Source organism: Pseudomonas sp. CIP-10 (assembly GCF_020911845.1).
Classification (GTDB): domain Bacteria; phylum Pseudomonadota; class Gammaproteobacteria; order Pseudomonadales; family Pseudomonadaceae; genus Aquipseudomonas; species Aquipseudomonas alloputida.
Genome location: NZ_CP087160.1, coordinates 3,524,902 through 3,538,324 on the forward strand (window position 1 = coordinate 3,524,902; position 13,423 = coordinate 3,538,324).

General features: G+C 63.9%; 10 protein-coding genes. 5 read left to right on the forward strand and 5 right to left on the reverse strand.

All coding sequences use genetic code 11. From position 1 onward, the window contains the following. Window positions 1-149 precede the first annotated feature (149 nt). Window positions 150-2,567, forward strand: a complete 2,418-nt coding sequence (locus LMH93_RS16020) for a glucose/quinate/shikimate family membrane-bound PQQ-dependent dehydrogenase (protein ID WP_230064366.1) — start codon at window positions 150-152, stop codon at window positions 2,565-2,567. A 100-nt stretch (window positions 2,568-2,667) separates the two neighbouring features. Further along, a complete protein-coding gene (locus tag LMH93_RS16025; RefSeq protein WP_003247771.1) occupies window positions 2,668-3,936 on the forward strand; it encodes a carbohydrate porin in 1,269 nt (422 codons plus the stop codon). Window positions 3,937-3,977: 41 nt separating this feature from the next. Here the strand turns inward: LMH93_RS16025 and argE are convergent, their stop codons facing one another. Next, complete coding sequence (gene argE, locus LMH93_RS16030) at window positions 3,978-5,138, reverse strand: acetylornithine deacetylase (protein WP_185280242.1); 1,161 nt, start codon at window positions 5,136-5,138, stop codon at window positions 3,978-3,980. Then, window positions 5,131-5,808 (reverse strand): DUF1028 domain-containing protein, encoded by a 678-nt coding sequence (locus LMH93_RS16035; RefSeq protein ID WP_003247767.1) that lies wholly within the window; start codon window positions 5,806-5,808, stop codon window positions 5,131-5,133. The genes argE and LMH93_RS16035 overlap by 8 nt, the downstream gene beginning before the upstream one ends. A gap of 317 nt (window positions 5,809-6,125) precedes the next feature. Here LMH93_RS16035 and LMH93_RS16040 point away from each other — a divergent pair, with 317 nt between their 5' ends. Continuing rightward, the gene (locus tag LMH93_RS16040) at window positions 6,126-7,445 is read left to right on the forward strand and encodes a flavin-containing monooxygenase (RefSeq protein ID WP_230064367.1); all 1,320 of its coding nucleotides are present in this window, start codon (window positions 6,126-6,128) and stop codon (window positions 7,443-7,445) included. Beyond that, window positions 7,445-7,861 (forward strand): RidA family protein, encoded by a 417-nt coding sequence (locus LMH93_RS16045; protein WP_003247763.1) that lies wholly within the window; start codon window positions 7,445-7,447, stop codon window positions 7,859-7,861. Before LMH93_RS16040 ends, LMH93_RS16045 begins: the two co-directional genes overlap by 1 nt. A 202-nt stretch (window positions 7,862-8,063) precedes the next feature. Here LMH93_RS16045 and LMH93_RS16050 read toward each other — a convergent pair whose 3' ends face one another. Beyond that, window positions 8,064-8,804: an SDR family NAD(P)-dependent oxidoreductase gene (locus tag LMH93_RS16050; RefSeq protein WP_003247762.1), complete on the reverse strand. Its 741-nt coding sequence runs from the start codon at window positions 8,802-8,804 to the stop codon at window positions 8,064-8,066. A 177-nt stretch (window positions 8,805-8,981) separates the two neighbouring features. Then, complete coding sequence (locus LMH93_RS16055; RefSeq protein ID WP_003247759.1) at window positions 8,982-9,809, reverse strand: amidohydrolase family protein; 828 nt, start codon at window positions 9,807-9,809, stop codon at window positions 8,982-8,984. 148 nt (window positions 9,810-9,957) lie between these two features. Here LMH93_RS16055 and LMH93_RS16060 point away from each other — a divergent pair, with 148 nt between their 5' ends. Further along, window positions 9,958-10,896: a LysR family transcriptional regulator gene (locus LMH93_RS16060; RefSeq protein WP_019751867.1), complete on the forward strand. Its 939-nt coding sequence runs from the start codon at window positions 9,958-9,960 to the stop codon at window positions 10,894-10,896. Window positions 10,897-10,976: 80 nt separating this feature from the next. On the opposite strand, the gene LMH93_RS16065 is transcribed toward LMH93_RS16060, so the two are convergent. Beyond that, window positions 10,977-13,382 carry a TonB-dependent receptor gene (locus LMH93_RS16065; RefSeq protein ID WP_230064368.1) on the reverse strand — a complete coding sequence of 802 codons (2,406 nt, stop codon included), beginning with the start codon at window positions 13,380-13,382 and terminating at the stop codon, window positions 10,977-10,979. Window positions 13,383-13,423 lie beyond the last annotated feature (41 nt).

Genomic DNA, 13,423 nt, shown 5'->3' on the forward strand with positions numbered 1-13,423 from the left:
TGCGTTTTTCAGCACCTTATCTATACTTTTAGCCACATCTTCGTAAGTTCAGCCCTGCGACAATCAGCCTCGCTCAATTATGTACCAACTTGTTAATTAGCAAGCTAAGGGCTTAAACTGCGCGCATTCCACCTGCTGAGATCCCTGGCATGAAAGAAACACCGCGCGCCTCTGGCGCCACACACTTCATCCTGGTCGGCCTGGGCGTGATCATCGCCCTGCTCGGCCTCCTCCTAGCTGCTGGCGGCGTCAAGCTCGCCGGTCTGGGCGGTTCCTGGTACTTCCTGATCGGCGGCTTGGCCATGGCCATCGCCGGTGTCCTCATTGCTCGCCGCAAGAAGGCGGGCGCCTGGCTGTATGCCGTGTTCCTGGTCGGTACTGCCATCTGGGCACTGATCGATGCGGGCCTGGTGTTCTGGCCGCTGTTCTCGCGCCTGTTCATGTTCGGCGCAATCGGCATGGTCGTGGCGCTGGTCTACCCGCTGCTGGCGCGTGCCAACGGCGCCAGCGCCGGGCGCGGTGCGTACGGCGTAGCCGGGGTAATGGCCGTGGTACTGGTGATCGCGGTCGGCAACATGTTCGTTGCCCACCCAAGCGTCGCCCCCACCGGCAAGGGCCCGGGCATGACCCCGGTCGAAGCCGGCAAGGAGCAGAAAGACTGGGCCCACTACGGCAACACCGAAGGTGGCAGCCGCTTCGCCGCGCTGGACCAGATCAACCGTGACAACGTCAACAAGCTGAAAGTGGCCTGGACCTACCACACCGGCGACGTCGCGATCAGTGATGGCAACGGTGCCGAAGACCAGCTCACCCCGCTGCAGATCGGCAGCAAGGTGTTCATCTGCACCCCGCACAACAACCTGATCGCACTCGATGCCGACACCGGCAAAGAGCTGTGGAAGAACGAAATCAACGCCCAGTCCAAGGTCTGGCAGCGTTGCCGTGGCATGGCCTACTTTGACGCCACTTCCGCCATCGCCCAGCCAACCCAGCCGAACAGCTCGCCGATCACCGGCGTTAGCGTAGCGGCCGGTGCCAACTGCCAGCGTCGCCTGCTGACCAACACCATCGACGGCCGCCTGATTGCCGTGGACGCCGACAACGGCGAGTTCTGCCAGGGCTTCGGCAACAATGGCCAGGTTGACCTCAAGGCCGGCCTGGGTGATGTACCGGACTCCTACTACCAGCTGTCCTCGGCACCGCTGATGGCCGGCACTACCGTGGTGGTCGGCGGCCGTGTTGCCGACAACGTCCAGACCGACATGCCAGGCGGTGTGATCCGTGGTTTTGACGTGATCACCGGTGAAATGCGCTGGGCCTTCGACCCGGGCAACCCGGAAGATCGCCAGGCACCACAGGCCGACAGCACCTACGTGCGCAGCACCCCGAACAGCTGGGCGCCGATGTCCTACGACCCGGCGATGAACACCGTGTTCCTGCCCATGGGTTCGTCGTCCACCGACATCTACGGCGTAGAGCGCAGCAAACTGGACCACACTTACGGCGCTTCGGTGCTGGCCCTGGACGCCACCACCGGCAACCAGAAATGGGTGTTCCAGACCGTGCACAATGACCTCTGGGACTTCGACCTGCCCATGCAGCCAAGCCTGATCGACTTCACCAAGGACGACGGCCAGTCGGTACCTGCGGTGGTGATCGGCACCAAGGCTGGGCAGATCTACGTGCTCGACCGCGCCACCGGCAAGCCGCTGACCCAGGTCGACGAAGTACCGGTCAAGCCAAGCAACATCCCGAACGAGCCGTACTCCCCTACCCAGCCCAAGTCGGTGGGCATGCCGCAGATCGGCGCGCAGACCCTGACCGAATCGGACATGTGGGGTGCCACCCCGTATGACCAGCTGCTGTGCCGCATCGACTTCAAGAAGATGCGCTACGACGGCCTGTACACCGCGCCGGGTACCGACCTGTCGCTGAGCTTCCCGGGTTCGCTGGGTGGCATGAACTGGGGCAGCATTTCTACCGACCCGGTACATGGCTTCATCTTCGTCAACGACATGCGTCTGGGCCTGTGGATCCAGATGATCCCGTCGCAGAACAAAGGTGGCGCGGCTTCCGGTGGCGAAGCACTGAACACTGGCATGGGCGCGGTACCGCTCAAGGGCACCCCGTATGCCGTGAACAAGAACCGCTTCCTGTCGGTCGCCGGCATTCCATGCCAGGCACCGCCGTTCGGCACCCTGACCGCCATCGACATGAAGACCCGCCAGGTGGCCTGGCAGGTGCCGGTCGGCACCGTTGAAGACACCGGCCCGCTCGGCATCCGCATGCACCTGCCGATCAAGATCGGCCTGCCAACCCTTGGCGGCACCCTGTCGACCCAAGGCGGCCTGGTGTTCATCGCCGGTACCCAGGACTTCTACCTGCGTGCCTACGACAGCAGCAACGGTAACGAAATCTGGAAGGCTCGCCTGCCAGTAGGCAGCCAGGGCGGCCCGATGACCTACGTCTCGCCGAAGACCGGCAAGCAGTACGTGGTGATCACCGCTGGCGGCGCCCGCCAGTCGACTGACCGCGGCGACTATGTGATTTCTTACGCTCTGCCGTAAGACCGCGTCGCCTGCTTCGCGGGCAAGCCCGCTCCTACAAGGCCCCTGTAGGAGCGGGCTTGCCCGCGAATGCCCCTCAAAGACAACCCGAGATTCTGTAATGCCATCCGCAACTCGCATCACCCCCACCCTGCTGCTGGCCCTGGCCAGCACCACTGCCCTTGCCAGCGACGACCTCATGACCCGCAGCACCCTGACCGGTGACTGGGGCGGCCTGCGCCATCAACTCGAAGAAGACGGCGTCAAGATCACCGGCGACTACAGCGGTGAAACCGCCTACAACGCCCACGGTGGCCTGCACCGTTCGGCGCGCTATTCGCAGAACGTCAAGCTGGGTGTGCAGTTCGACCTGTCGAAACTGTACGGTCTGGACAACGGCGGCAAGGTCCAGCTGACCATCAACGACCGCCGCGGTAACAGCGCCTCGGAAGACCTGGTCGGCAACCGCCTGCCAATCCAGGAAAACTACGGTGGCCTGTACACCCGCCTGACCGAGCTGAGCTACGAGCGCACGCTGTTCACCCCGGCGCTCAACGTAAAACTCGGCTACATGGCCATGGGCAACGACCTCGGCGGCCTGGACAGCGGCATCCTGTGCAACTTCATGAACGCCGGCTTCTGCGGCCACCCGCTGAACATGTCCGGCGGCAGTGGCTGGACCAACTACCCCAACGCCCACCTCGGCGTGCGGGTGAAGTACGACCTGTCGCCAGCCTGGCAGCTGCGCGTGGCGGCGTTCAACGTCGACCCCGAGAGCAACGGCAACTCCAGCCGCGCCTGGCACCTGGGGCCCAAGCACACCACCGGCACCGTGGTACCGGTAGAACTGGTATACAAGCTGCAGGGTGAACTGCCAGGCGAGTACAAACTGGGCTACTACTACGACAGCTCTGATGTGAAACGCATCGGCAGCGACGATGAAGTGTCCGGCCGAGGTGGCCATTACCTGCTGGTCGACCAGGCGGTGTGGAACGACCAGGCCTCCCCAGGCCGAAGCCTGCACGCCTTCGGCCAGTACTCGGCGTCGAGCAAGGCCGCTTCGCCGTTCACCAAGTGGTATGGCGCCGGCGTGGTGCTGTACAAGCCGTTCGAAGGCCGCCCGAAAGATACCGTGGCACTGGGTTACGGCCGCGCCGTGCCCAACCCGCGTAGCCGCGATGTGCTGGAGGATGCCGCGTTCAACGCGGGCCAGCAGTTCCCGGATATCGACAGCGCCGAGCAGTTGATCGAACTGAGCTACGGCTACCAGGCCACGCCATGGCTGAACCTGCGTCCGGATGTGCAATACATCATCGAGCCAGGGGCGTTCTCGGGCAAAGACATCGACAATGCACTGGTGGTTGGCCTGCAGGTCAAGGCGACCTTCTGAGTCACCGGGGCCGCACTGCGGCCCATCCACCGTCGCAACCCTCAAGCCAGCTTGAGGTAGTCCACCAGCCTCAGCAGCATGGCATCACAGCCGCGCAACTGCTCGACACTGACAAACTCATCCGGCTTGTGGCCCTGGTCCATGCTGCCAGGCCCGCACACCACGGTGGGGATGCCCGCCTGGTCGAACAAGCCACCTTCGGTACCAAACGCTACCGTGCCGAACGTATCCGAGCCGCTGAGTAGCGCCACCAACCGCGCAGCCTCGCTGTCTTCCGGTGTCGCCAGCCCCGGATAGGCACTCAGCGGCGCCAGGCGAATGGCGCTGGCGGTATTGACCTTGCGCATACGCGGCAGCAACTCGGCTTCAGCATAGGTTTGTAACTGGTCGGCCACCGCCTGCGCCTCGAACCCAGGGAGCGCGCGTACTTCGAAATCGAACTCGCACTCGGCCGGCACGATGTTCAGCGCCCTGCCCCCTTTGATCACCCCGGTCTGCACCGTGGAGAACGGCGGATCGAAGCGTTCGTCGTGATGAGCCGGCTGTGCCAGGGCCTCGCCGATTTCACCCAACTTGCCAATCAGTTTCGCCGCATACTCGATGGCGTTCACCCCATACGGCGCGTACGCCGAATGGCACGCTGCGCCCTGTACCTGGCAACGCATTGCCAGCTTGCCCTTGTGCCCCAGCACCGGTTTGAGTTCGGTGGGTTCACCGATCAGACACAGCCGTGGTTTACACGGGCGCTGTTCGAGGGCAGCCAGCATCGAGCGCACGCCCAGGCAACCGACTTCTTCGTCATAGGAAAATGCCAGGTGTACCGGCATGCGCAGCGGCTGCGCGAGAAACGCGGGCACAGCAGCCAGCACCGAGGCGATAAAGCCTTTCATGTCGGCCGTGCCGCGGCCATACAGGCGGCCATCACGCTCACTCAGGGCAAACGGCTCGACCGTCCAGGCCTGGCCATCCACCGGCACCACATCGGTATGCCCAGACAGCACCACACCACCCACATCCCTGGGGCCGACAGTGGCGAACAGGTTGGCCTTGGTGCCCTCCGGGTTATGGAACAGCTCGCACGCCACCCCCAGCTCGGCCAGGTAATCACGGATAAAACCGATCAGCGCCAGGTTGGAGTCGCGGCTCACCGTGGCAAAGCCGATCAGCCGGGCCAGCAGCGCGCGACTGGCAAATTCACTCATCGCCCGGCACCCCATAGCTTGGCGCGGCGGTCGGGTTGAGGGCGCGGGTGACGTAATCCTGCATCTGCGGGCGATAGGCTTGCCACAAGCCATCGAGCACGCCGATCGGGTCGCTGTCGGCCCAGTCGACGCGCAGGTCCACCAGCGGCCAGGTCAGCTCGCCAGCAATCTTCAGCGCCGCCGAGTGCACGGGCCCGGCTTCGCCACCCGCTGCCATCGCCGCGTGCATGGCTGCCAGCAGGCGGTCGGCCAGGTGGCCGCCGGCCTGCTCGAAGGCCAGCACCATGGCTTCGATTACCTGGGTCGAGGACAGCAGGTTGCCAGCCGCCGCGCATTGTTCGCCGGCCATTGCATGGTGTGTGCCCAAGGCTTCCCGCCCGGTGAACAGGGCCACCTGGCCTTGGCTGTCGATCACCGTGACCTGGCGGTACTCACTCCAGCCATTGGCACTGAGCACCCTGTCCAGCGCAGCGGCGGGCGGCAACTGGCCATGCTCCAGGGCATCGAGAATCTGCGGGCCCAGCGCCGGCAGTGTGATGTTCTGGGTCGAGACCGCGCCCACACCGGCACGCACCCAGGGGCAACGAGCCCCCACGGCGATGCTCGACGAGCTGATGGCGATACCGACCTGGCCGGTTTCCTGGCAACGACCGATGATGGAGAACGTCATGTCATGGTTCCTGTTGTGCTGTGCGATACACGGCATTCTGAGTGGAACCTTCGGGCGGGCGAAACGACCTTTTTCCGAGGGGGTAGGCAGGAAAAAACTAGGCTCACGGGCCCGCTCTCTGCACCCGCTCGAAAAACCACGTCACCCACCCGGCCAACCTGCCCCACAGGCCAGAGAAATCAAGGCCTTCGCCGTTTTATCGGCAAGCACCAGCTAAATACTATTTTCGCCATTTCCACGGCATCCCTAGTCTGGCTCCAGGCAACGGCGGTCCTCCAAACCGACCTGACAAAAACCGCCTGAACAAGGGCTCGGACATGACACTGAACAACCTCGAAATCGACACCCTCGTCGTCGGCGCCGGCCAGGCCGGCGTGGCCATGAGCGAACACCTGAGCAAGCTTGGCGTGCCGCACCTGGTACTGGAGCGCAACCGCATCGCGCAGGCCTGGCGTACCGGCCGCTGGGACTCGCTGGTCGCCAACGGCCCGGCCTGGCACGACCGCTTCCCGGGGCTGGAATTCAACCTCGACGCCGATGCATTCGCCGGCAAGGACCAGGTGGCAGACTACTTCGAGCAGTACGTACGCAAGTACAACCTGCCCGTGCGCACCGGCATTGAAGTGAAGCGCGTGGTGCGTAACAGCGACCGCCCAGGCTTTACCATCGACACCAATGAAGGCGTGATTCGCGCCAACCGCATAGTCGCTGCCACCGGCCCGTTCCAGAAGCCGGTGATCCCAGCCATCGCGCCGAAAGACAGCAACCTGCACCAGATTCATTCCGCCGCTTATTTCAACCCAGAGCAGTTGCCTGAAGGCGCGGTACTGGTGGTCGGTGCCGGTTCTTCCGGTGTGCAGATTGCCGAGGAATTGATGCGCGCCGGGCGCCAGGTGTACCTGTCGGTCGGCGCCCACGACCGCCCGCCGCGTGCCTACCGCAACCGTGACTTCTGCTGGTGGCTGGGCGTGCTGGGCGAGTGGGACGCGGAAATTGCCAAACCCGGTCGCGAGCATGTGACCATCGCGGTCAGCGGCGCCCGTGGTGGCCACACCGTAGACTTCCGCGCCCTCGCCCACCAGGGCATGACCCTGGTCGGCCTGACCCAGTCGTTCGAGAACGGCGTGGCGCGCTTCCAGGACAACCTGGTCGAGAACATCAACCGCGGCGACGACAACTACCTGGCCCTGCTGGATGCGGCCGATGCCTACATCGAGCGCAACGGCCTGGACCTGCCGGAAGAGCCCGAAGCCCGCCAGCGCCTGGCCGACCCGGAGTGCATGCGCAACCCGCTGCAGCAGCTGGACCTGGCCAAGGCCGGCGTCAGCAGCATCATCTGGGCCACCGGTTACGGCGTGGACTTCAGCTGGCTGCAGGTAGACACCTTCGATGCCAACGGCAAGCCCCAGCACCAGCGTGGTGTGGCCCGTGAACCGGGCGTGTACTTCCTCGGCCTGCCGTGGTTGTCGCGCCGTGGTTCATCGTTCATCTGGGGGGTGTGGCACGACGCCAAGCACGTCGCCGGCCACATCGCCACGCAACGTACCTACACCGCCTACCGCGACCGCGAGCAACGCGCAGCGGATGAGCAGCAAACCGCCAAGATCAGCAATGTCAGCACCCTCGGAGCCCACTGATGCCTACCCATACTCGCATCCGCATGTTCAACACCAAGGAAACCTACCCCAACCAGACCCTGGACAACGACTTGTGCCAGGCCGTGCGGGCGGGCAATACCATCTACGTGCGTGGCCAGGTCGGTACCGACTTCGAAGGCAAGCTGGTAGGCCTGGGTGACCCGCGCGCACAAACCGAACAGGCGATGAAGAACGTCAAGCAACTGCTTGAAGAAGCCGGCTCGGACCTGTCGCACATCGTCAAGACCACCACCTACATCACCGACCCGCGCTTCCGCGAGCCGGTGTACAAAGAGGTGGGCAAGTGGCTCAAGGGCGTGTTCCCGATTTCCACCGGGTTGGTGGTGGCCGGGTTGGCCCAGGCCGAGTGGCTGATGGAGATCGACGTGATCGCCGTGGTACCCGATCAGGAATAACCACAGGCCTGAATGACGGCGGGTGACTGCCACCTGCCCGTCCAGCCACGCCTGGGTTGCCCGTGCCGCTGCTTGCAAGCGTTGAGGTGCGGGCACGCCAACGGACGACGGCACTTGCACACCGAGACGTCGCCCGCAGTTCGCGCGTGGCTGGCTACCCGGCGCAGCTCCAACGCCATCGGGCGTACCACACCCAGCCCACTCAGTAGGTCGCCCTCCCGCCGCTGAGGTCAAACACAAAGCCAGTGGTAAAGCTGCACTCAGGCCCGGCGATCCAGCTGACCATGTTGGCAATCTCCTCGGCCTTGAGGAAGCGCCCCATGGGGATCTTGGCCTTGCTCGCGGCAATATGCTCGGCCGTCATCTCGGCCATCAGCGGCGTCTCGACCATCGCCGGTGCCACGCAGTTGAGCAACACGCCATCCTGCGCCAGCTCCTTGGCTGCCGCCTTGGTGAAAGCGATGACCCCGGCCTTGGCTGCCGAATAGCCCGAGATGTACTGCACACCCTCCTTGCCGGCCATGGAGGCGATATTGACGATGCGCCCGTAGCCGCGCTCACGCATGTGCGCGATGGCGGTGCGGCAGCAATAGAACACACCGTTCAGGTCAATGGCGATGACCTTGTCCCAGGCGTCTGGCGGGTACTCCCAAGACGCCACCACCGGGCCGTTGATGCCGGCATTGTTGACCAAGATCTGCACCTGCCCCAAACGCGCCAGCGTCTGGGCAAAAGCCGCCTCCACCGAGGCCAGCGACGACACATCCACTGCCTGGCGCAGCACCGGCTCGAAGCCGTTTTCCGTACTGTTCCAGCCATCGACGGCAAGGTCCCAGATCACCACCTGGGCGCCGGCGACATGCAAGCGGCGGGCAATCGCCAGGCCGATGCCACGCATGCCACCGGTGACGATAGCGGTTTGGCCTTGCAGGTACTGGCTCATTGTTCAGCTCCATTTTCGACAGAAGGAATATCCGGCAAGCGACGCAGGTCACATGCCTTTTGGGGCGCTAGCCGAGACGATCCTCCAGGCCATGGAGGATGCCGCCCGGGACGGGTGTTCTGTTCAGTGTTCATCAGGGTTGCGCGCTGGTTGTTGGAAGGGCACACAACGGAGGGGCTAGGCAAACCCGAACAATCGCCGAGGGGTGTCCCACATCACTGTGCGGCGCAGCCGGGCATCCGGCATCAGGCGCTCGGCCAACTTCAGCAGCGGGCCGTAGTCCACCCGCGCGGGCTGGCGAATGAACGGCCAGTCCGAACCCCACACACAGGCTTGGGCGCCAAAGGCTTCGAGCAGGGCCTGCACGTATGCACTGCTCTGTTCGAACAAGGCATCCGCTGCGGCAAACTTCTGCATGCCTGACAGCTTCACGCAGGCGCGGCCGCTGTCGGCCAGCCGCAGCAACGCCTGGAAGCCGGCTTGCTGCACACCGGCAGCGACATCCGGGCGGCCGCAATGGTCAATCAACAGACGAGCCTGCGAGCCTTGCAGCAGGCCGTGCAGGTCCAGCAACTGGTCGTCACACACCTGCAGCTGGGCGAACATGCCAAGCTCGGCGAGCTTGCCGAACAGCCCGTCAACGCCCTTGAGGCTGGCTACCCCGTAAAGCGCGGGGTTAAAGGCGATACCCACCACGCCTTGCGCCTGTAACGCCGCCAGCGCGTCGAGGTTGATGTCCGCCTTGACCACCGCCACCCCCTTGAACCGCCCCTGCCCGCTGGCCAAGGCATGCAGCAGGCAGCGGTTGTCGGTGTGGTAGCCGCTGTTGGGGCCCACCAGCAAGGCATGTTGCACGCCGTAAGCCTCCATCACCCGGGTGAACTGCGCCTGGGTGGCGACCTCCTGGCCGGAGGGCGCATAGGGTGCATCGGGGTGATAGGGGAAACGGGCGGGGTCAAACAAATGGTTATGGCAATCGATCTTCGCTTCGTCAAATATGTTCACGCAGCACTCCCGTCAAGCGCCACTGCGCTTGTCTGCAGATCTTGTTATTGTGCGCCGCAAGGGCAGTTAGGCTGGGGTTCACGATACTGTGTGGCCGGCTTTGACGCTCATACCCAGATGGCGAAAACCATAACCGAAGGTAATACACATGCTGCTTGGCAACGAAGGCGCAGACGCAAGCCCCATGGTGTTCAAGCTGCGGCACATGGAAGTGTTCAGGGCGGTGATGCTGACGGGCTCGATCAGCGCGGCGGCCAAATTGCTGTATGTGTCGCAGCCGGCGGTGAGCAAGCTGATCCAGTACATCGAAGCGCGCCTGGCCTACCCGCTGTTCGAGCGCGTCAACAACCGCCTGGTGCCGACGGCCGAAGCGCAGGTGCTGTTTCGCGAGGTCGAGCGGGTGTACCAGGCAGCGTTGCAGGTCAACGAATGTGCCCTGGCGCTGGGCGCTGGCGGCCAGCGCAAGTTGCGTATCTCGTGCAGTGCATCGTTGTCCACGGTGGTGATCCCGATGGCCCTGGCCCAGCTCAAGCGTGAATCACCGTCACTGAATATCGAGTGGCAAACCTCGTTGATGGGCGAAATGCCCAACCAGATCTTGTCGAAGAAGGTCGACCTGTCGATCGCCGCCCTGCCGGTGGTGCACGACCACCTGCATTCGCAAGCGTTCATGCGTGGACGCATGGTAGTGGTGATGCCGCCGGGTCACCCTTTGGCCGGTCAGCCCGCGCTGACCTTGCAGCAGCTGGAGGGCCATGCGTTGCTGCTGTTCCGGCCCGACATGCCGTTTGGCAAGCTGTTGGCCGACCACATCGGGCGCCGCGGGCTACAGCTGAAATCACTGTTGTCGTTCACCAATGCCAACGAGGCTGTGGCGTTGGTCAAGCAAGGCATGGGCATCAGCGTGATCGACGAGTTCGTTGCACAGGACAGCGGGCTGGCGGTGGTGCCGCTGGCCGATGAGATTCACTTCGATATCAGCTTCGTCTATTCGCGCTTCGAGCCGCCCTCGCATGCAGCGCTGCAGTTGATGCGGGTGTTGCAGGGGCAGGCGCAGAAGCTGGGCCGGGCGCTTGCGCCGGGCTGATCAGCTACGCAACTGCCCCACCGAGTCGCCTGATTCCCGGTCGCACCCGCTCCCGCTGGGTAGGTATACATGGGTTCGGTTTAAAAGCCGACCGTGGCCGAGAGCAGATAGGTCCGCGGGGTGGACAGGGTCAACCCCGGCTCACTGTCATCCGACGCCCCTGCCGAGCTCCAGTAGCGATCATCGAGCACATTCTCGACACTGGCCCGCAAGGTAACCTCGGTGGTGTCCACCTTGAAGGCGTAACGTGCGCCCAGGTCATAACGCTCCCAGCCATCGATGCGCTTGCTGTTGTTCTGGTCCAGGTACTGCGAGCTGGAGTGAGTGCCGCGCGCTGTGAAGGTCAGGCCGTTCACCCCTGGCACGTCCCATTCAGCCCCCAGATTGACGTTGTATTCGGGCGTGGCCGGCGCACGGTTGCCATCGTAGGCACCGCCGACGGTGTCGGTCAGCTCGCTGTCGATATACATCACCCCACCCAACACCCGCACGCCCTGCACCGGCTCACCGAACACACTCAGCTCGATGCCGCGGTTATCACGCTTGCCATTGGGGCCGAACACCCGCGAGGCGGGGTTGGTCTCGTAGGCCGGCTGGCGAATGCGGAAGGCGCTGGCAGTAAAGGCCACCTGGCCGAGGTCGTACTTGGCCCCCACCTCGATCTGGCGGCTGGTGAACGGCGGGAAGATCTGGTCTTCGTTGATCGAGGTCGAGGGGGCGATCTTGCCTTGGCTCAGGCCCTCCATGTAGTTGGCATACAACGAGAGCTGGTCGGTGACCTTGAGCAATACGCCCCCAGAAGGCGAGACTTTTTCTTCGTCATAGCCCGTATCGCCTTTGACGCCGTCGCTCCAGTCATCCACCTGCACCCGTTGCCAGCGCGCACCCAGGGTCAACAGCAGGCGGTCGTCAAAAAAGCCAAGGGTGTCGGCCAGGGCCACGCCGGAGAAGCGGTTTTCCGTGTAGACCTCGGGGTCGAGGCGGGTTGGCGTACCGGGTGTCGGTGCGGCCACCGGGTTGTAGAGGTTGCTCGGCGCCGAGGCATAGCGCGCCCCGCCGTTGGTGAAGTCCATGTAGTAATAGGTGGCGGCCAGGTTCAGCGCGTGGCTCACCGGCCCGGTATGGAACCAGTGACGTAAACCGGCCATGGCGGTGCGCACCGACTCGTCCCGGGTAAAGTCACGCGGCTGCACGGTGAAGTCGCCGGCATCGTTGGTGATCGACACATTATGGCGCAGGAAGTCGTGGTTGCTCTTGCGCGCACCGACCGCACCATAGGCCAGCAGCGATTCGCTGATATCGTACTCGGCGTTCAGCGCACCGAAGGTGTCGTTGGTACGCGCCTTGCTCCAGGCCTGGGCGTAGTTATGGCGTACGTCATTGGCATTGGGCACCTTGGCATTGGCACCGACCAGCACACGCTCCTGCGGGGCGTCGGTATCGCGCTCGGTGTGGCCAAGGTCTGCCGAGAGACGCAGGCGCTCGCCTCGAAAATCCAGGCCCAGCACCGCCATTTCGCGGTCGACGCGCTGGTGGTCCCATTCGGTATCACCGGCCTGCTTCACCCCATTGAAGCGCACGCCGAACTGCTGGCCTTCACCAAAGCGACGGCCGATGTCCACGGCGCCGCCAGCCTGGCCGGCCGAGGCGTAGCTGCCGGTGAACTCGGTGATCGGCTTGTCAGCGGCTCGCTTGGGCTGCACATTGATACCGCCGCCCACGCTGCCACGCGGCGATATGCCATTGATCAACTGGCTGGGGCCTTTGATGATGTCGACCCGGTCGGCCATTTCCATGTCGATCGAATACGTCGGCAAGATGCCATAAAGACCGTTGTAGGCCACATCACTGTTGAACAGGCTGAAGCCGCGAATGGTGAACTGCTCGAAACGCCCGCCCGCCGGGTTGGTAGCACGCACTGAAGGGTCACTGGCAATCAGCTCGCCCAAGGTGCGCGCCTGTTGGTTCTTGACCAGGTCGCTGGTGTAGCTGGTGATGCTGAACGGGGTTTCCATGAAGTCGCGCGAACCGAGCAAACCTTGTGCCCCTTGGCGTGCCACTTGGCCACCGGCATACGGCTGCGTTTCGTTGCCTGCGGCCAGGCCGCCGACGATGCGGGTGGGGGCGATTTCCAGCGCGCCACTGGCCTGGGGGGCCGGCATCAGGGTGAAGGCCCCCTCACCCACCGGTAGCGCCTGCAGGCCGCTACTGCGCAGCAACTGGTTGAAGCCTTCATCGACACTGTAACGACCGGACAAGCCGTTACTTTGCCGGCCCTCTACCAATGCCGGGTCCAGCGAAAGGCTGACACCGGCCTGGTCGGCGAAATGGGTCAAAGCGGCACCCAGGCTGGCTGGCGCCACCTGGAACGTACGCCGGGCCGGCTCATCGGCCCAGGCAGGTGCACACAACAGCAGGCTCATCGCGAACAATGGATGTGCTGCGCGCGCCAGTGGGCGCAGGCGGCAGGATTTTACTGCAGGCATTGAACAAGGCTCCCCTTTTATTTTCTCCTACCGGTAATGAC

Coding starts and splice junctions, on each gene's coding strand:
- LMH93_RS16020 (WP_230064366.1), top strand. CDS start 150: ATGAAAGAAACACCGCGCGCCTCTGGCGCCACACACTTCATCCTGGTC.
- LMH93_RS16025 (WP_003247771.1), top strand. CDS start 2,668: ATGCCATCCGCAACTCGCATCACCCCCACCCTGCTGCTGGCCCTGGCC.
- argE (WP_185280242.1), bottom strand. CDS start 5,138: ATGAGTGAATTTGCCAGTCGCGCGCTGCTGGCCCGGCTGATCGGCTTT.
- LMH93_RS16035 (WP_003247767.1), bottom strand. CDS start 5,808: ATGACGTTCTCCATCATCGGTCGTTGCCAGGAAACCGGCCAGGTCGGT.
- LMH93_RS16040 (WP_230064367.1), top strand. CDS start 6,126: ATGACACTGAACAACCTCGAAATCGACACCCTCGTCGTCGGCGCCGGC.
- LMH93_RS16045 (WP_003247763.1), top strand. CDS start 7,445: ATGCCTACCCATACTCGCATCCGCATGTTCAACACCAAGGAAACCTAC.
- LMH93_RS16050 (WP_003247762.1), bottom strand. CDS start 8,804: ATGAGCCAGTACCTGCAAGGCCAAACCGCTATCGTCACCGGTGGCATG.
- LMH93_RS16060 (WP_019751867.1), top strand. CDS start 9,958: ATGCTGCTTGGCAACGAAGGCGCAGACGCAAGCCCCATGGTGTTCAAG.
- LMH93_RS16065 (WP_230064368.1), bottom strand. CDS start 13,382: ATGCCTGCAGTAAAATCCTGCCGCCTGCGCCCACTGGCGCGCGCAGCA.